We start from the raw sequence: 19,149 nt of genomic DNA on the forward strand, positions 1-19,149 counted from the left end.
CGACGGACGGACGTACTCTGTCCGCGCCGCTTCCTCCTACAGGCGGGCAATGAGGCTCTACAGACTGCGCAGGCGCTCGACCCGGCCCCCGCACCAGCGGCCCCATCCGTTGCTGATGGCGTTGCTATTGTCGTTCGCCGCCACGGCCGGCGCCGCCGAGCTGGAGCGCCATGCGCTGGAAACCCGCGCCCTGCTCGAACCCGAAGCCGTGCTGGACGCGCTGCCCGCGCCCCTAGCCGCGGCCCAGCAGCGCGGCGACATGCACGAGCTGGCCCTGCTCTACCTGGCCAAGGCCAACGCCTGCCGCGTCATCGCCGACTGGAACTGCCAGCGCGAAGCCGGCAGCCGCGCGCGCGACGCGGCCCTGGCCAGCGGCAGCACCTGGCTCGCCGTGCGCGGCCTGATCGCCGACAGCCGCGGCAGCATCGCCCTGCAGGATTTCTCCCGCGGCGAACACCTGCTCGGCGAAGCCCAGCGCCTGCTGCTGCAGCAACCACAGGCCGATCTTTCCGCCGACATCCTGCTCGCCTTCTCCTCGCTGAGCTATTCGCTGGGCAAGCACACGCTGGCCGTCGAATACGCCGACCGCGGCCTGGCCGCGCTGGCCGGTGGCGGCGATCCCGGCCTGCGCGTACGCCTGCTGCGCAACCGCGGCCGCGCCGAAGCCCAGCTGGGCCTTCCCGCCGCGGCCCAGGCCAGCCTGGACCTGGCGCTGCAGAATTTCGGCGAACTGCACGATCCCAAGCTGCGCGCCGAACTGCACCTGGAAACCGCGCGCCTGGCGCGCAGCCGCAACGATGCGGAAACCCAGCGCCGCAACGGCTTGGCCGTGCTGGAACTGGCCGCCGGCCTGAAGAACGCCCAGCTCGAAGGCCAGGGCCGCGAAGTGCTGGGCCTGGCCGCACTCAACAGCGACCCGGCGCGCGCGGTGCACGAGCTGGGCCTGGCCGTGGAAGCCTTCCGCCAGCTCAACCAGGGCCGGGACGAACTGCGCGCGCTGCGCGAACTGATTCCGCTGCAGATCCGCGCCAAGGCCCCGCGCGCCGCGCTGGAACTGCTGATCGTGCGCGAGATCGAACTGGGCCGCGAAATCGACCAGGCCGACCGCGCCAAGTCCTCGGCCGATTTCGACGCTCGCCTGAAATACGCCGAAAACGAGATCGAACTGGCCCAGCTCAAGCAGGAAGCCGTGCTCGCCGCCGAACGCGCCGCGGCCCTGGCCCAGACCAGCCGCCTGACCACCGCGCTGAACACCCTGGCCGGCTTCCTGCTGCTGGTGCTGGCCACGTTCTTCGTGCTGCAGTGGCGCTCCAAGCGCCGCCTGCAGCAGGCCTATGACGCCTACCGCGACAGCGAAGGCCGCTACCGCATGCTGGCCGACAATTCACGCGACCTGGTCGTGCGCATGCGCCCCGACGGCCGCCGCCTGTACGTATCGCCCTCGGCGCGCGAGATGCTGGGCTGGGCGCCGGAGGAGCTGGCCGAGCCGCGCTGGGAACTGGTCCACCCCGACGACCGCGCACCGCTGCACCAGGCCATCGCCGATCTCGCCGGCGCAGGCGGCACCGCCCGCGTTACCTACCGCGCGCAGCACCGCGATGGCCACTACGTGTGGATCGAAGCCCTGGCCCAGTTGGTCATCGGCGACGACCAGGGCAAGGAAATCGTCTACTCCGGCCGCGATATCAGCGCCCGCGTCGCGGCCGAAAACGCCCTGGACGAAAGCCGCCGCCTGCTGCTGGCCGTCACCGACAACGTGCCCGCGCTGATCGCCCAGTTCGACCGCGACGTGCGCTACCGCTTCGCCAATGCCTACTACCGCAGGGCCTTCGACCTGGATCCGGAAGACATCCTGGGCAAGACCCTGGCCGAAGTGCGCGGCAGCGAGGCCCAGGCCACTGTCACCAGCCATATCGACGCCGTGCTCGGCGGCGAGACCGTGCTGTTCGAGGGTGAAGTGGAACTGCAGGGCCGCACCTACCAGTTCCAGTCCCACTACGTGCCCGACCGCGCACGCGAAGATGGCGAGGTACGCGGCTTCTACGCCCTGACTTTCGACATCACCGCACTCAAACAGGCGCAGCAGGAACTGGCCCGGCTGGCCCGCTACGACAGCATGACCGGCGTAGCCAACCGCCGCCACTTCGACGAGCGGCTGGTCCTGGCCCTGGCACGCAGTCAGCGCCACGGCACGCCGCTGGCGCTGTTCTATCTCGACATCGACCACTTCAAGCGCATCAATGACACCCAGGGCCACGGCGTCGGCGACGAAGTCATCATCGAATTCGCCCGCCGCCTGCAGGCCAGCCTGCGCAGCGAAGACCTGATCGCCCGCCTCGGCGGCGACGAATTCGCCATCCTCGTCGAAGACGCCCCCAGCGCCGCCGCCGCGGAAATGATCGCCGCCAAACTCGTCGTCGCCATGCACGCCGACCTCCACACCAGCGCCGGAGAAATCAGCATCACCACCAGCATAGGTATCGCCTACGGCCAGCCGGGGCTCGATGCGATCGGGCTGATTGCGCAGGCGGATCAGGCGCTGTATGCGGCGAAGCGGGCGGGGCGGAACGGGTATCGGCTGCGGGCGGCGAAGCCTTCGGCGGAGGCTGAGGCGCGGTTGGGGTTGGGGCATTGAGTACTCTCTGGACCCTGATCCGGAGCAGAAGAAACCGTCAAGGCATGAGTCAGTCGCAGACCGCCGATTGCACGTTGCGGCGCTTGCACATGCTACTGCCATTGCTGGCAACAGGCCTCATGCCAGCACAGGCGGCCACGCCATTGGCGGGTGATGTGGCGACTACGCTTTCCGTGGCGCCGAGTGCTTACATCGAGCCATACCAACTGCTCACGTTCACTTGGACGATCACGAACAACGGGCCGGCGCCGATTCCCTCGGTCATCCTTTGGGGACCGCGGATCTACAACGAGTTCTACCTTCCAGCAACGGTAGAGTGGAGTGACTGCGGACTCACTATCGCGCAAGCAGACTCCCAGCCGCCCATTTGGCGCTTTTCGTGGTTTGTAGCCGGCTTGCCGTTGAACAGGCCGCTGCTGCTCGTCGGCGAAACCCGTACTTGCCATTTCCGATTGACAGCTTCGCCCAATGCCCTGCCCAGATTTCCGTTCACGGTGAGTCTGCCGTTTGTCTATTCGGACGCAAATCCGACCAACAACGCCGCCACCGTGATCCTCGCCGCGGCGGCAAAGCCCGTTCCCCTGTTGGCGTGGCCTCTGCTTTCGGTTCCAGCTGCTTCCATCGGCTTGCTGGGCCTGTGGGCGCTGAAGCCTGCGGATAACAGTGAGCTCAGAGTCATTGGATAGCGCCAAGCCCGCAACATGTGCAGGGTCGCTGTACTGTCTATCCAAGAGTCGCAATCAGTGTCTGCGCGATCCACGTCACACTCACATGAATTCGCTGGCACGGGCTTCCACGCCTACCAGATGACACGACGATCATATCCCGGCTTGCATTCTGCTCCGCATCGTCCCGAAAAACTGATCAACTACAAACCCCCTCGACTGGATGCTCATCGCAGGGAATATTGCGAACCCTGGTCACACGGAACTGCGAATCGACCAAAAACACATCCTGGCGGAAAATCTTCAGCTTCTCCCTGCGACCCAATACAACAAATATTCTGGCAGGATCCTTGCGGGATTTAATGCATCTAGCCATCGAATATTCTGACGAAAGCCCGGACAGAAATCTCTCACTGCCCTCGCCGCCAGCACTATTGCTCAAATACCCAACGACTTGGCTGAGAGCGACCGCACAGCGAGCCGACACCTCCTCTGTTGGACTTGAGTTTGTGTTCGCCACCAGTGCGAAGAAAAAAACAGAGTCACAGATTCCCCTCCCCGAAACTCACTTCCCCTGCACAAAACGCCAATGAAATGCTAGCCAGGGTGGATTTCCCGGAAATCAGCGACGCCCAGAGCAATCCAACCCCCTGCCAATCACAGCGGCCGCGCGTTTTTCAGCAAGCTCGCGCATTCCGGCATTCATCAATTGACCAAATTTGTCGAGCCATGACGTATACGTCGCAATTGCTCCGGGAATACCAGTGGAACGCGACAGTCGCACCTTGGTCCAAGCATAAGCCTCCATCAGTGCGAGCGGCTCCTTGGTTTTCAGCGCCTCATCATGAAAGTTCAGCAGAGCTGTTCCGTGACATCCATTCAGTGAGGACGAGAGCAACGCAAGACCGATCAGGCGCTCCCGCTCCGTCTTCGCTTGCTTCAGCAGCAACTCGCCAGCTCTTTGCGCTGCACTGTCGACGCCAAGCACAGCAGCGGCGAGAAAACTGTCCAAGGCTCGTGAGTCGTCTTCGTAGCCGGCCATGTTACTTAGATAGGCACCGCCACCGAGGTAAACCGAACATGCCATATACAACTTACCCAACTCTTTCTCGCCCACGTCTATCAGACTGGTCGCTTTCCTGTAGGCAGACTTTGCATCCGTTACACCCGATACACGCACATCGCCGCAAGCATTGCGCTCGAACAAGGACCCGATTTCGCTCGCTTCCGCGGGCGAAAGCAACAACAGGAGCAGCGAAAAGCACATAGACAGGGCAGACCAGCGCATACTGCTCCTTCGAGGACGATTGAGCGAACCAGCCGATCCGATGATGCCTCTTGCAAGACTCATCGCGCAGCGCGGAGACGCTTTTCCCGCCTACGACAGCACTCTTCAATCTTTTAGGAAAGCTTCCCCAAGATAAAGGCCGTTTCGGCTCTGTCTCTGCCCGGGCGATGGCAGTGGAATCTGCCGGAACACCGCCACGCTGCACAGATTGAGAATTACAGCACTCGCCGCCCTGCGACACGCTCAAACTGTGCGGACAATGAACCACACTTCTCAAGCTCTTCAAACCCCATCCCTGTCTTGAAGCAGTGGCAAAGCAACCGTTTTTTCCTCATCATCAGAGGGCCAGTGGAAATTCAGATCCCTGTCTGCATCCTGCAAAATTAGTTCGATTTTCGCCATAGCCAGCAACTGAAGAGCATCTTCCGGTATCGCGGGAAGAAACTGCCTCCTTGCACCTTCAAATACAGGGCAATTTCGAACGATCTCCCCTTTTTTTGGAATACCCCCTAAAACAACACAGAAGCAAAGAGCCGAAATCTACTTTACTAAACTCCTAAACATGCGTGTCCGAGCTCTGGATTGCCATGCTGAATTCAGAAACCACCCGACCCCTAGTAGTTTCGCCTATCCGAACAATCCAGGTTTCTATCAATCACGACAGAAGCACGCTTTTCAGCCAATTCGCGCACTCCATCGATCATCAACTGTCTGTACTCGCCAAGCCAAGCTGGATAGGTAGGATGTGGATCTTCCCCCTTGTATCGCGAGAGACCAACCTTGGCCCAAGCATATGCCTCCATCAGGGCAATAGGCGATTTGGTTCGGAGGGCCTCATCACGATAGTCCAGCGCCGCTGTGCCGCGACACCCCTTCAATGAAGACGACAGATAGCCAAATGCAATCATTCGCTCACGCTCAGTTTTAGCTTCGCTCAACAGCAGCTTGCCAGCCTCCCTCTCAGCCACATCAACACCCAGAGCCGATGCCGCCAGAAAGTAGTCAAGCGCGCGCGGATCTCTACGCTGCTGATATGTAAGGCCGGCGTTATACAAATATGGACCGCCACCAAGATAAATCGCGCAAGACATATAGAGATCACCCAACTCCCCCTCTTCCTCGTTCAATAGCCGGCTTGCTTCGAAATAGGCAGCCTTTGCATCAATACCGCTGGAAATGCGTGCATCTTTGCATGCGTTGTCGGTGAACAGAGCCTCAATCTGGCCAGCACCGCTTGATGGGCCGGAGATTTAAAAAAGTGAAACCACTAGCAGTAAGTTAAACTTATTCACAATTCATCCTATCTAACGACTCAATTTCCGCCAACTGTCGACCAAAACACGCGGCTGTCAACCCCATGAGAGTTTCGATTAAAGTCGAAGCTCGAGAAGTAAATCCATGAGGAAGCTCCCTGTCGAGCTGTACCAAACGCAGTCAACCCGGTCGGGCCAGTAACTGAAACGTAGTAGCCACGATCCGATAGCCCACTCATTTTTTTTGGGATTGGAATACACACCTTCCCAAAGAAGAAAGAAAGCAGAGCACTGCAGCCGTCTTCAGCAAGCTTCCAAACATGCTCCACTCCCAGAGCATATTCACTAGTGACGCTTCGACTCTTCCTCTGGCCCTGGTGGCGGCGGTGGAATCTGCCGATCCGCCGCTGCACGGGAGATCTCGTCCATATCTACATCCCCCCCGTTTGCATATGCGATAAATCCGCGGACTACCGCATCTGACATCATGTCCGGATGAGCGATCCCTTTGGCTCGAAAATACCGGGTCATGTCGTTGTCGCTCCACAGATCAAGCGTATTCCGGATTGCCATGCCAAAACTATCGTGCAATTTGACGGACTCTGAAGGGGAAGTTTTCTTTATTCTATGAAGCTCGCCCGGATCAAGGCTGCCTTCTATACGCTCAAAAGGCCTGCAGAACATGTCCGGATTGACTCGGCACGTCTTTCCGGAAAAGTAGGGAATGCAAAGCAGCAGTACGGCTGACGCTAGAAAAAGAACCAAACCGAACGCCTTTTTTCTTAGCATTTCAGCATTCCTTTGTTATCTGATCTGTCTAATGTGATCTTTTGCATAAACCGTCCATGAATTTCCCTGCGCATGCTGGAATCCAGCGTAGTCAAACCTGAACACGGCCCCGTTTGGCAATGACACATACGCATTAATTCCTCTTTCAACATGGACGCCTATATCGCCCCATTCACCGCCCACGACTCCGGTCTTCCGATTCCAATACAAGTAGGCGCCTGAAAATCCAGAATTTGTCGGGTGAGTGTGTGCTGAAGCTACATACCGTGCTCGTACTCCACCAGGAGACGATGGAAACGAAACCGCGTTCCCGCCCAAGAACCGGCTTGGCTCAAGATCGCCAAGCCAGAACCCCATTTCGTCGCGCATTATTGGTGCGGCCACTTCAAGTCCGGTTGCCCGAGTTATCGGAGTAGCTAGCGCTGAAAAATAGAGAGCAGCATCGTCTTCTGTTCCAAATCGCATCATTGACAACCCATTGTTCGCTTCCGCGGCCATCTTATGGGCCATCTCATACATGGATCTCATCCTGGCCTCGTCCACACGATGAGCAGCTTCATTAAACAGGAACTGGAACGCTCCAGTCACGGCACCGTTGGCGAATGAGCCGCCAGTCGCCTCGGATATCGTGCCACCAAGTGCCGCATTGGCTATCAGTTCAACCGGCGCAGGCATAGTTTCAATTGCCGGTGAAACCGCCTGAGTTGCCCCTGCTGACAAGAACCCGTGCCCGAAACTTCCTCCTTGAAGCTCAGTTAAGACACCTCCAGCAGCCCCATGCGCCGCAACCTTCGCCGCGTACTGACCACTGGAATAGCCACTGCCAAAGACACCTGTTCCGCTGCTTCCCTGGATAGAGCTGAAACCGGCGCCTATCCCCCAGAACACTCCCGCGGCGAATGCTCCCCATAGTCCCGCTCGCCAGCTTCCCGTGGCGACATAAGCCGATGCAAATCCTCCTGCTACAGCTACAGCCAGCGACGCCCAATACGCTTCTGCAATCCAGTACTGCTGGCTGATGTAGGAAGCAGCTACGGCAATCACCAACCCGATCCACTCGCGCGTGCTCAAGTAGCCTGAGGGATCGGTTAGGGTGAGCGGGTTGTTCAGCACATAGCTGTAGCGATTCAGTCCCTGAGTCGCATCCGCCTCGACAAACGGATCGGCCTGAATGAATCGCCCCAGCTCCGGGTCGTAGAGCCGACCTTTCATATGGACCAAGGCCACACTGTCGACCTGCTGATGGCCGGTATATCCCTGGCGTGTTTTGGTCGTGTCGAAGCCAGCCGCCTGTACGGGCGACAGGATGCTCCAGATGGCCCCACCTCCCGCGGGTTCCGCCGCACGCCGGCGGCCCCAGGCGTCGAAGCTCAGCCGCTGCTGGACAGCTCCTGTCTGGTCGGTAATGACATCCAGTGATCCGAGAGCATCCCGGAACAGGTAGGCATATTGGGGCGTTGGGTTGCTGTTGGTGGTAGTGACGACCAGATAGGAACCGACATAGCGTTTCGTCGTAGTTATGGCGCCCTCGATCCGGATTTCCAGATTGCCGACAAAATAGGTCGTCGACGCGCCCGCACCTCCACCACCGCCGGCGCAGGCTGCAGACTGGAAGCCGTCGCAGAAGATGCGATCCACATTGACCGATCCGTCGGTGCGCTTCCACATGCCCCGGTCCGGGGCGTACTTGAAACTGACCGTGGTAGTGGTCGGGAACCCATTGGTCGTGATGGTTTCGGGCAGGTCGTAGCCTGTGTAGCTGATGAGCCGCGTCAGATTGCCCGGATAGCGGGCTTCGGTCTGATTGCCGTTGGCGTCATAGCAGTAGCGATTGCTGCCGAATGCAGAGACGGCATGCGGTCCTGCGTTACGCGTACAACCTGTGGTTCCTGCAGCGCCGTAGGTCCAGCTTGCTGTATTGGCACCTGAAACCCTCGACTTGATGTTACCCAGTTGATCGTAACCAACGGTTTGCAACTGATTTACCGGCGAACCATTGAGGCGCGACAAAGTGACCGTCTTGAGCCGGTCCAGTGCATCGTAGGTAAATTCTTCTTTCAGGTCATAGCCTGTCGCCCGGTTCCAGCGACTGGTGAGATCCGAGTGCTTGTCGTACGTGTATTCCCAGCGCTGTACGGCGCTGGCGCCGGCACTGCTCGCGGTATCCAGGACCAGTAGTCGCCCGGTATTGTCGTCGTAGCTCCGCGTGGTGGTAAAAGCAGATGCGTTGTGGAACCGCTCCTGCCGCACCTGAGCACGCGCGGTGAGTGCAAGCACCTCGTTGTAGCGTATGCCCGTGCCTGCATCCGTAGTCGTAACCGGATAGCCATCGGCTGAATATCCAGTTACCTCGCCGGCCGTCGCGTTGATGTTCGTGCTCGGCGCGACATGAGCAGACATCCGTCCGAAGGCATCATAGGCAAGACGCTCGGTGTAAGCAGTCCCGTCCAGGGTGGATACCATGACTTCGAGTCTGCCTTGCACGTCATAGCGGTATTCACGGGAGTAACCGCCTGTGCCGTTGCCTTCCGCCTTGGGGACACCCTTGATGGTCGAGCCATCGGTTAACCGCAGCGCCGTATCGTATTCCCAGGTGCCGGTCGGCTCCGAAATGAATCCGGTTGCAGTCAGACGGTTCTCGGTGCGTTTGTAGATACGCCCCAAGGCGTCGCGATAGGCGATCTGTGTCTGGCCCTTGCCATCGACCTGATCGATCTGTTCACCCAAAGCGTTATAGCGGTAAGTCCAGGCCCCCTTGTCGGGATCATTCATGCCCAGCTTTCGACCCAGCCTGTCGTAGCTCATGCTCGTCGTGAGCGTGACGCCGGCGGAATCTCCGTCGCCGGGCTGGCGGCGTACACGCAGGAGGTTGCCGACCGGGTCGCGATCATAGTTGACTGTGAACCCGACCGTGTCCGTCGACGACAGCAGTTCGTCGCGCGCATTCTTTGTCTGCCGGCTTGAGAAATTGCGCGGATTGATGACTTCGGTTTTGAGCTTGTCGAAGATCACGGCCGTGGAGCTTGCCCCGTTCGCGGCCTGCTCGGGATGATCGACCAGGCTGGAGCGACCAATAGCGTCGTAGCTGGACGTGCTCTTGGCCGGCGCGCTTCCCAGCGGAGTTCCCGCACGGTTGCTGGAAGTCTGCGCAACTGTCGGATCCATCGAGAAATAGGCGACAGTTGTTGTCTTGGTACGGCCGGTGTCGTCGTAGGTGGTGGCGATACTTGACCAGCGATTGAGGCTGCTGCTGTCCTGCTGATAGATGCGGGTCGTGGCAAGCATTTCGCGCCCGAGCCTATCGAAATAGGAATAGCGGGTCGGCGCTATGCTCTGTCCCGCGTTGGATCCGGTACTGGCTACACTACTGGTGCTTACGCGGAAAATCGCACCCAAGGGACAGTTTGCGCGCGGCGCGGCGGCTGGAATGTCCGCCGTGGTCGGATCGCGGCACCAGGTATAGGCGCTCAGCGCAAAATTGCCCGTTGAACTGGATTCGAATCGTGCACGACCGAGACGCCCGTATGCGAAGTTCGTAACCACACCGGTCGAGGACACGCGATTCATCGGATCGCCGAACGCATTCCGGTTAATCACGATGTTGTCATCGGGAACTGCAGGCATGACGAACAGCCCGCCAGCTACAGCGACCCCGGTATAGAGTGCAACATTCTCGTCGGCCCCGTTCGCCGCGGAGGCAGAATAGAACGGCGCCAGGGTGTACAGCGGGAACCTGCCTTTCGGCTCATAGACCGTTTTTCCATAGCGCTGGAAGCGTGTCGGGTCGGCTTCCCATTGCCGCTGCTGGAACCCGGTCAAATTGGTGCAGGCGGAGCGGTTGGCGTAGTGCGCCGTACTGCATCGGTACTCCGCTGTGCGATTGCCGTCGGCATCGAGTACATAGTCTGTACGCATGCCAAGCCGTTTGCGTTGATCGGCATCCGGCTCGTCACCCGCGTCGTAGGGCCCTTGTATCTCGGCGACCAGAAGCAGGCGCGACGAGTCGTATTCGAAGCTGGCGCGGCGCTTCACGCTGCCAGCTCCCGATCGTATGCTTTCGACGGTGCTGATTGACAAACGCCCGAGGCGCTGTCGCTCCGCATTCAACGCACTGCCGGCGCAGCCGCTGACCGTAGGTGGAGCAAGCGTGCAACCATAAACATTGTTGGTAATCTTGGACTCGTCGGTCTGCAGACTTCCCGTATCGTCGACATGACTCGCCGTTGTCGTTGAACTCAGCAAGTTGCCGTAGCGGTCAAACTGGAACGTGGAACCGAGCTGGTAGCTGAGCTGATCTGCAGTGGCGAGATCGAACTTTTGCTCGTCCGTACTGGCCCCATAGACATGCACCGGCTGCCAGTTCGCCGGATTGAATGCAGGCTCGGCGGTCCATGTGGTCGCCGAGTCACTCAGCAATTGGCCACCAGCCGCCAGCAGCGCCGCCCCACCCGGTGCGATAGGACACCCAAGCGGGCCACAATTTGAGGGCGGCTCCCAGTGACAGCCCGCAGCATTCGGGTTTGAAGCGCAGGGATCCGGCAGAGGCGCACTCATTTTTTCGACGATCGTACGGACCGGACGCCCCGCATAGGGATAGTCCTGACGGTACTCCGTGGTCGTGACCAGCAGATTCTGCGGATCTTCCGTGCGGACTGTCTGGAAACCGAGAAAACCTCGGCCACCAGCCTGCATGCGCGCCCCGCTGTAGTAATAGCGCACCTGACTGACGTCGGCTCCATTGGCCGCCGTCGGCGCCGTCTGCCAAGCAGAACGGACCACCCACATTGAAGCAAAAACATCGAAAACCGGAGAGCCGCGCCCCCACACCTTGCTCGGCGCATCGAATGCGCGCCCATAGACTGAGCTGTAAGGCAGTGGCGCATAGCCGATCGTATTCACGGCACCCAAGCCGTTGACGATATAGGTAACGAGATCATTTCCGCCCAGGGTCGAGCTTCCCCGCGCAATGTGCATGTTGCTGCCGGTATGGCGCACAAGATCCGCCACACCATCGCCCGTCACGTCGGCCACGAAGGTTGGCGTCGTGAGCGGGTTCTGACTGTTCGACGTGCTATTGCCTACTTCGATCTCTGCGCCAAAGCCGGAAACTTCATAGCGCCGGGCACGCAGCGGATATCGTTGTGAGCCACCGCCCAGATCGAGGGTGTAGAAAAGATCGAGCTTTCCGTCGCCATTCACATCCAGCAGCTGCATGCGCGCAGCGAGATCCTGCTCTAGCGAAAGCCCGGTAGCCTGTTCGGGCAGCAGCCGCTCGGTTCCAGCAGTCGTCGCCTTGCCCGCATTGAGTTTCAGGTGGAACGAGCGCTGTGTTCCATTGATGCGCTGGTAAAGAACATCAGCCTGCCCATCGCCATTGATGTCCGCGAGTTGCAGATCGCCGCCGCCGCCCGACAGCCCGTTTACACCTCCAATCTGCCCAAGAGCGCTGTCCACTGCAAACAGCAGCCGGCCATTGGGCTGAATTCCGGCGTTTCTGTAGGTGAACCAGAAACGCTTGCAGTCCAAGGCATCAATATCGTCTGGGACAAGTGAGGTCAGATAGCCGTTCTGCTCGCGCTGCGGAAGGCTGCCGCTCGACGGGCATCCGTCACTGGCCGGACCTTCGTAGGTGATCTTGATGGCAAGATCCGATGCACCATCGCCATCAATGTCCGCGGATGGCGGCACACCCCGGCTTGGACTCAGAAAGGTGTGGCCGATAGGAACATATCCACCCGGCGGCGGCGCAGGATTTTCGAGATCCACAATCACGTCAGTAGCGCTGAACGAATACGCTACCGTCGTGCTTGCCGTCCGACGCAGGTATCGGGCAACAACAGCCTGGCCATCGCTGCCGCGCAGAAAGTCCGGCAGGCCGTCTGCGTCCAGGTCGACAAGCCTGCCGTCGTCTGTGCTGGTCGACACTATTCCAGTCGATGTCGACGTGGCGCCGCTATAGGTCCAGCCGGACCCGTTGTTCACTGCGGGGTAGATGATCCAGGCCAGTCCATTGCCCGCCAGAATGTCGTCGCGACCATCACCGGTGAAATCGAAAATGTGCCACAGCGTCTGGAAGTTCTGCGGTCGGAGATCACCTCCGCATCCTGGCAAGCTGCTCAACGGGGGCACCGGCGGTCGCTGCAAATAGATCCCGGTTGCCGTAGGCGCGGCATAGCCTGGACCGCTAAGTGTGCCGGTCGCCAAAGACGTCATAACCTGGAAACGTGTATTGCCGGAACCAGAGCTATCGCAGGCTCCATCTTTCAGCCAAACCAGATCCTGACGACCGTCCGAGTTCACATCTGCTAATTTGAAGTCGATGGCGTATTGCATGCCGCCGCCATACGCCGTGGATGTCGGTGCAGTCGGGAAGCCTTGTGTATTTCCGTCGTTGCCGTTCCAGGTAAAACGGGTGCGCGGATAACACACCTCATTGACACCATCCGGGGCACATTCGCGCACCGCAGATACCGCCTGCAGGCCGCTGGCTGTCGGAACGCTGTATTCGAGATAGTAAGAGCGAACTATCTCAAGTGCATCAGGATCGGCGCCACGATTTGCCGTACCTTTCACATTGATTCTGGTCAGCCGCCGGGACAGGGTAAGCTTCATTCCCGACAGATAGTCGACGCGCTGGCTTGCTGCCGGCATGACGTCGTAGACAAACTGCACCGTGTTGTACGGAGCCCTGGAATAGCTCGGCGGGTCACTGAGCAGGTTCGACAGCGCGACACGCCCCGTGTAGACAACTTCAGCGATATTGATCTCGCCCTGACCCGCATTGCGTTCATAGCGGTACTCAATGACGTTGCCACTGGCGTCGGCAATGCGGTCCAGGCTCCATGTCAGCAACTGGGTACCGTCGACCGCCCCGTTGCCGTCATTGCGAGGCAGCGCGGAGTCACCTGCTACGCCGTAACGCCGATACGAGCCGTCCTTGGGCTGGACCAGCCAGAATGCGGGGCCTGTCACACCGACCTTTTCGTAGCCGCATACGCGCGTCGCCGGGTCGGTTTCTATTCCGTACTCAGTGGCGCTCGCGCCGCTCGTGCTCGGGCACGTGCCAGCCCCCTGTTGCCTGTTCCTTACCCGTGTGCCATCCAGACAGTAAGCATCATTGCCAAAATCGGCGTCGAAATTGATCGCCGGGAACGGCCCCACCCCATCACCATCCTCGCGCGTCTTGCGGCAGCGCGTTACGGCGGACAGACCGCCTATGCCGAAACCTACGCCCACGGAACCGTTACCGCCGCGCTGCTGATAAGCGAGGGAAAGTTTCGGACTCAGATCAGCCGTACCCGGCGGCACATAGAGCGGGATGGTGTAGTTGCTTGACCCGCCCTCGTCCACACGGAAGCTTCCAGGCGTAGCGCCCACGCTGTCAGAGTACGGGTCCGGCGCTGGTTCCGGCTCCTGATAAGGCGTTGCCGAAACAACCTGACTGATGCCGGTTTGAGGCGGTTGCGCTGTTCCCGACCCGGTGATGGTCCCGGAGGTGCCGCCAACCTCCCAGGCCGACAGCTGCACTCCTGCAATTGCGGGGCGAAAAGGTGCGCTGATTCCGCCGAGGACTGTCAGCACCAGAATGACTACCAGGACAAGTGCAGCAGATCCCCTGCAGCTGCCCGATCCTCCAACCGTCTCACGAGCAACCCCTGCTTCAACTCTGCAAATCCGTATGCGCACGAATACTTCCTCGCCCAGATATTTTCAGCCAATGCAAAATCGATAGCGCATTAACATTGCTGCCCGGAAATACTCGTTCCGGAAGCGTGCATCGCGCAGCGGGAATTTCAGCTCGCCTGCGATACACGTTTGCAAGAGCGCCGTTTGAGCCTACTGAGTTTGCCGGCGAAATCCTCTCACCCTTTCTAACCGGCGACGGCGCAACCTCTGCGTCGATCTCCGTCGAGCTAGTTGCTCAGGTACGACCCGGCAGCCGGCAGCATCAATGGGGAGACGGTTTGCGATGCCTGCAGCCCCCAACCGGCGCGCCTTTCCTCGGCTCGCCAAGTTCACCGGCACTACGTGGCCGAATGCTGCACGAAGATCGTCAGGCTGCCCGTGCCGTCGTGATGTTCGCTGCCCCACCCCCGTGACGTTGTAATCACCCGCCACGCGACCCGCGTCACAACTCGCGCATAAAGCCGGCCGTATCCGCCGCAAGACGGATGCAGCCAACTTATGCTCACTAGTAGCATAACTACTGAGGCGACGGGACAGACCTGTCGCACCACCCGCCGTGAGGGAGTCTCATGCGCCACGATTACCTGGTTTTCATCGGCCGTTTCGAGCCGTTCCACAACGGCCATCTGACCGTGCTGCGGCATGCGCTGGGCATTGCCCGCAAGGTCGTCGTGCTGATCGGATCGGCCGGCAAGCCGCGCAGCACGCGCAATCCCTGGAATGCCAACGAGCGCGAGGTGATGATCCGCGCCGCCGTCGGCGAGGCCGATGCGCAGCGCCTGCTGATCCGGCCGCTGGCCGACCATCTCTACAACGAGGCCGCCTGGATAGGCGAGGTGCAGCGCCAGGTCGCCGCGGCCATTGCGGCCGATGGCGGCGGGAGCGAAGCCCGCGTCGGCCTGGTCGGCCGCGACAAGGACGCTTCCAGCTATTACCTGCGCGAGTTCCCGCAATGGGAATTGTGCAATGTGCAGCATTGCGAAGTGCTGTCGGCGACCGAGATCCGCGAACACCTGTTCAGCGCCGACGAAGGCGGCCAGCTGCTGATCCGCGCCAATGTGCCGGCGCCGGTCGCGGCCATGCTGGAAGCCTTCCGCCGCACGCCGGGCTATGCCCAGCTGGCGCGCGAGTTCACCTTCCTGCGCAACTACCGCAAGGCCTGGGAAAGCGCGCCGTATCCGCCCACGTTCGTCACCGTCGATGCCGTCGTCGTGCACAGCGGCCATGTGCTGCTGGTGCGCCGCGGCGCCGAACCCGGCAAGGGGCTGTGGGCGCTGCCCGGCGGCTTTATCGGCCAGGACGAGACCCTGATCGACGCCTGCCTGCGCGAACTGCGCGAGGAAACCCGGCTCAAGCTGCCCGCGCCCGTGCTCAAGGGTTCGCTCAAGGGTCAGCGCGTGTTCGATCATCCGGACCGTTCGCAGCGTGGCCGCACCATCACCCACGCCTTCCATTTTGAGTTCAGCGGCGGCGAGCTGCCTAACGTGCGCGGCGCCGACGATGCGGCCAAGGCCCAGTGGATCGCGCTGGCCGAGGCGCTGAACCTGGAAGAGCAGTTCTACGAAGACCACCATCACATCCTGCAGCATTTCCTCGGCATGAACTGAGGCTGCAGCACCGCGTCGCGCGAACGCCGTCTTCGCGCCGCCGCCGGACAGACCGGCGATGCCCCCTTGCGGAAGGAGTTTCCGTATGCGCCACCTCGAAAACCTGATCCTCAACACCGACAGCTACAAGGCCAGCCACTGGCTGCAATACCCGCCGGGCACGCAGGCGACGTTCTTCTATGTCGAATCGCGCGGCGGCGTGTACGAACGCACGCTGTTCTTCGGCCTGCAGGCGATACTCAAGGAATACCTGGCCAAGCCCGTCACCCATGCCGACGTGGACGAGGCGCGCGATTTCTTCGCCGTCCACGGCGAACCGTTCAACGAAGCCGGCTGGCGCCGCATCGTCGATGTGCACGGCGGCCATCTGCCCATCCGCATCCGCGCGGTGCCCGAGGGCAGCGTGGTGCCTACGCACCATGCCCTGGTCACGGTCGAATCGACGGATGACCAGTGCTACTGGCTGCCGTCGTATCTGGAAACGCTGCTGCTGCGCCTGTGGTATCCGGTCACGGTGGCGACGCAGAGCTGGCATCTGAAGCAGACCATCCGCTATTACCTCGACCTGTCCAGCGACGATGCCGCCGGCCAGATCGGCTTCAAGCTGCACGACTTCGGTGCGCGCGGCGTATCCAGCGCGGAATCGGCCGGACTCGGCGCCGCGGCGCATCTGGTGAATTTCCTCGGCACCGACACGGTTTCGGGCGTGCTCACGGCCAAGGCCTACTACCACGAGCCCATGGCCGGCTATTCGATTCCCGCGGCCGAGCATTCCACCATCACCAGCTGGGGCCGCGAACGCGAGGTCGATGCCTACCGCAACATGCTGCGCCAGTTCGCCAAGCCCGGCGCCATCGTTGCCGTGGTATCCGACAGCTACGACATCTACCAGGCGATCACCGAGCACTGGGGCAAGACCCTGCGCCAGGACGTGATCGACAGCGGCGCAACCCTGGTCGTGCGTCCCGACTCGGGCGAGCCGGTCGATGTGGTGCACCAGTGCCTGGTGCTGCTGGACCAGGCCTTCGGCCATACGGTCAACGCCAAGGGCTACAAGCTGCTCAAGCATGTGCGCGTGATCCAGGGCGACGGCATCAATCCCAACAGCATCCGCGCCATTCTCGAACGCATCACCAAGGCCGGCTACAGCGCGGAAAATCTCGCCTTCGGCATGGGCGGCGCGCTGTTGCAGGGCATCAACCGCGATACGCAGAAATTCGCGCTGAAATGTTCGGCGGCGAAGATCGACGGCGAATGGATAGACGTCTTCAAGGCGCCGATCACCGATCCCGGAAAGCAGTCCAAGCGCGGCCGCCTGGCCCTGCTGCACCACCGCGAATTCGGCAGCTGGCGCACGGTGCCGATTGCCGATGAGCTGGAGCGGCCGGAGGAGCATGTGCCCGAACCGGGCTGGGAGCATGCGATGGTGACGGTTTGGGAGAATGGGAAGCTGGTAAAGGATTGGACCTTCGCCGAGGTGCGAGAGCGCAGCAACACGTAAGGCCATCGCAAAGCGGCGATACGACGATGGGGGCACCTGACGAGATCGAAGTGCTGACCGCAGTCGAGGCAATGCACCGCCGCCCGGAAATGTATCTGGACATGGATGATCCGGCGCTGGGCGAGCAGTTCGTGCTGCAGACCTTGTGCCACGCCGTCGATGAAGCCATGGACGGCCGCTGCAGCCGGGCAGCGATGCAGCTGGGGCGGAACGGGGCGAGGTGTGGTACGACACCGGCATGCCGCTGACCGAGGATGCACATTCACGCGGCCGCAGCGTCGCCGGGGTATTTCCTCACGGCGCACTGCGGCTGTTGCTCGCGCAAGAAGCACCTACAGGTCGGTGATGAACGGTGCAGCCTCGGCCTGGCGGTCTTCAACGCCGTCTGCCGCGAATTGACCGTGGATATCGGCGAGGGCGGGCGCAGCCTGAGTTTGCGCTTCGTCGAAGGAAAACGGCTGCAGGAAAGTGCTGCGCAGCCGGGCGGACAGGAGCGAATCGACCCGCCTCAGCTATGCGCTGGACACCCGCCTGCTGCCAGGTGTCCGCGTGGACGAAGCTGCCTTTGCGCCACAGCTTGGCACGTCTGCGGGAACAGGTGCCTCGGCTCGCTATCCGGCGGGAGCTGGCCGGCAGCTGAGTGCCGGCCCTTGGTCAAAGCGCCAGCCGCGAACCCTCGCGGCTGGCCTGAGCCTCAATCAAAATCCCGCGAAGTCCCGGTTATCTCCCGCACCCCACTGTCCCCATCGCCAAACCCGTCCCCATCATCCCGTACCGGCTCGTCGCCGCCTTCGCTGCTGCCGGAAGAAGAAGTCCCATCGCGCGCCGCGCTGCGGGCGGCGGCCTTGTCCCAGCGGTTCTTGATCGGGTTGACGCTTTCCGCCTCGCCGGCGGCGGCGACCAGGCCCTGCTTGACCTCTTCGGGCAGGTCGGCCCAGTGGCAGTCGTCCAGCGCGCCCTGCATCGCGTAGAGCAGGTTGAGGCTGGGACGGAAGCCGGCGCGCTTGACCTTCATGAAGGTCTCGATGACGCCGACCGCGCGCAGGTCCTCCAGCGTGCGGACGCCGACCTGGCGCAGCCAGGCTGCCGACTTGGGACCGACGTTGCGGATTTTCTCGTTGCTCGCCATGTAGTTCCCCAAAACCTTTAGCGTGCCGGACGGGCCGGCAATGTCCTGTTCGCGGCCGCGGGCGGCCGCATCCCTGAAACCGGCCTACAGCGAGGCCAGGAAGATCGCGCAGAGCCGTTCCATGCCGATGCGGTCTTCCTCGTCGAAGCGGCCCGGCAGCGGGCTGTCCACGTCCCAAACCCCGATCAGCCGGCCGGCCGCGTCCTGCAGCGGTACCACGATTTCCGAGCGCGAGGCGGCGTCGCAGGCGATATGGCCCGGGAATTCATGCACATCCTGCACCACCTGGGTTTCCCGCGTGGCAGCGGCCGTGCCGCAGACGCCGCGGCCGATGGCGATGCGCACGCAGGCCGGCTTGCCCTGGAACGGCCCCACGACCAGCTCCGTCCCGTCGAAGAAGTAGAAGCCGCACCAGTTCAGCCCAGGCAGGGCATGGAACACCAGGGCGGAGAAATTCGCCGCATTGGCGATACGGTCACGCTCGCCATGCAGCAGGCCGCCCATCTGCCCGGCCAGGCCTTCGTAGAGTTCGGCCTTGTTCGCGGCGACGAGGGGAACGGCTTCGAACATGATCGGATCCGGCGGGAACGGAGGCC

At 61.3% G+C, this 19,149-nt stretch carries 11 protein-coding genes; 5 read left to right on the plus strand and 6 right to left on the minus strand.

Annotated features, from left to right (window positions below; genetic code table 11):
* Nucleotides 1–115 precede the first annotated feature (115 nt).
* Both NM961_RS06330 and NM961_RS06335 read left to right on the plus strand, forming a co-directional pair.
* Entirely contained in the window at nt 116–2,635 is a 2,520-nt protein-coding gene (locus NM961_RS06330) for a diguanylate cyclase domain-containing protein (protein ID WP_255913070.1), read from the plus strand.
* Nucleotides 2,636–2,679: 44 nt separating this feature from the next.
* The gene (locus tag NM961_RS06335; protein ID WP_255913071.1) at nt 2,680–3,321 is read left to right on the plus strand and encodes a hypothetical protein; all 642 of its coding nucleotides are present in this window, start codon (nt 2,680–2,682) and stop codon (nt 3,319–3,321) included.
* Between the two features lie 601 nt (nt 3,322–3,922).
* Here the strand turns inward: NM961_RS06335 and NM961_RS06340 are convergent.
* From NM961_RS06340 to NM961_RS06355, 4 genes are all read right to left on the minus strand, one after another.
* Complete coding sequence (locus NM961_RS06340) at nt 3,923–4,588, minus strand: hypothetical protein (RefSeq protein ID WP_255913072.1); 666 nt, start codon at nt 4,586–4,588, stop codon at nt 3,923–3,925.
* A gap of 614 nt (nt 4,589–5,202) precedes the next feature.
* Nucleotides 5,203–5,715: a hypothetical protein gene (locus tag NM961_RS06345; protein ID WP_255913073.1), complete on the minus strand. Its 513-nt coding sequence runs from the start codon at nt 5,713–5,715 to the stop codon at nt 5,203–5,205.
* Between the two features lie 471 nt (nt 5,716–6,186).
* Nucleotides 6,187–6,630 (minus strand): DUF6794 domain-containing protein, encoded by a 444-nt coding sequence (locus NM961_RS06350; RefSeq protein ID WP_255913074.1) that lies wholly within the window; start codon nt 6,628–6,630, stop codon nt 6,187–6,189.
* 15 nt (nt 6,631–6,645) lie between these two features.
* Nucleotides 6,646–13,980 carry an RHS repeat-associated core domain-containing protein gene (locus NM961_RS06355; protein ID WP_255913075.1) on the minus strand — a complete coding sequence of 2,445 codons (7,335 nt, stop codon included), beginning with the start codon at nt 13,978–13,980 and terminating at the stop codon, nt 6,646–6,648.
* Nucleotides 13,981–14,885: 905 nt separating this feature from the next.
* Between NM961_RS06355 and NM961_RS06360 the strand changes: the two genes are divergently transcribed.
* From NM961_RS06360 to NM961_RS06370, 3 genes are all read left to right on the plus strand, one after another.
* Complete coding sequence (locus NM961_RS06360) at nt 14,886–15,923, plus strand: bifunctional nicotinamide-nucleotide adenylyltransferase/Nudix hydroxylase (RefSeq protein WP_255913076.1); 1,038 nt, start codon at nt 14,886–14,888, stop codon at nt 15,921–15,923.
* Between the two features lie 85 nt (nt 15,924–16,008).
* A complete protein-coding gene (locus NM961_RS06365) occupies nt 16,009–17,424 on the plus strand; it encodes a nicotinate phosphoribosyltransferase (protein WP_255913077.1) in 1,416 nt (471 codons plus the stop codon).
* Between the two features lie 26 nt (nt 17,425–17,450).
* Nucleotides 17,451–17,672 (plus strand): hypothetical protein, encoded by a 222-nt coding sequence (locus tag NM961_RS06370; protein WP_255913078.1) that lies wholly within the window; start codon nt 17,451–17,453, stop codon nt 17,670–17,672.
* A 446-nt stretch (nt 17,673–18,118) separates the two neighbouring features.
* Here the strand turns inward: NM961_RS06370 and NM961_RS06375 are convergent, their stop codons facing one another.
* A complete protein-coding gene (locus NM961_RS06375) occupies nt 18,119–18,553 on the minus strand; it encodes a TfoX/Sxy family protein (RefSeq protein WP_255913079.1) in 435 nt (144 codons plus the stop codon).
* An 84-nt stretch (nt 18,554–18,637) separates the two neighbouring features.
* Nucleotides 18,638–19,123 (minus strand): free L-methionine (R)-S-oxide reductase MsrC, encoded by a 486-nt coding sequence (locus NM961_RS06380; RefSeq protein ID WP_255913080.1) that lies wholly within the window; start codon nt 19,121–19,123, stop codon nt 18,638–18,640.
* Nucleotides 19,124–19,149: the final 26 nt, after the last annotated feature.

The organism is Tahibacter harae (genome assembly GCF_024437735.1).
Lineage (GTDB): Bacteria > Pseudomonadota > Gammaproteobacteria > Xanthomonadales > Rhodanobacteraceae > Tahibacter > Tahibacter harae.

Excerpts from the sequence above, each read along its gene's own strand:
- NM961_RS06330 (WP_255913070.1), top strand. The coding sequence starts at position 116 with ATGGCGTTGCTATTGTCGTTCGCCGCCACGGCCGGCGCCGCCGAGCTG.
- NM961_RS06335 (WP_255913071.1), top strand. The coding sequence starts at position 2,680 with ATGAGTCAGTCGCAGACCGCCGATTGCACGTTGCGGCGCTTGCACATG.
- NM961_RS06340 (WP_255913072.1), bottom strand. The coding sequence starts at position 4,588 with ATGCGCTGGTCTGCCCTGTCTATGTGCTTTTCGCTGCTCCTGTTGTTG.
- NM961_RS06350 (WP_255913074.1), bottom strand. The coding sequence starts at position 6,630 with ATGCTAAGAAAAAAGGCGTTCGGTTTGGTTCTTTTTCTAGCGTCAGCC.
- NM961_RS06360 (WP_255913076.1), top strand. The coding sequence starts at position 14,886 with ATGCGCCACGATTACCTGGTTTTCATCGGCCGTTTCGAGCCGTTCCAC.
- NM961_RS06365 (WP_255913077.1), top strand. The coding sequence starts at position 16,009 with ATGCGCCACCTCGAAAACCTGATCCTCAACACCGACAGCTACAAGGCC.
- NM961_RS06370 (WP_255913078.1), top strand. The coding sequence starts at position 17,451 with ATGGGGGCACCTGACGAGATCGAAGTGCTGACCGCAGTCGAGGCAATG.
- NM961_RS06375 (WP_255913079.1), bottom strand. The coding sequence starts at position 18,553 with ATGGCGAGCAACGAGAAAATCCGCAACGTCGGTCCCAAGTCGGCAGCC.
- NM961_RS06380 (WP_255913080.1), bottom strand. The coding sequence starts at position 19,123 with ATGTTCGAAGCCGTTCCCCTCGTCGCCGCGAACAAGGCCGAACTCTAC.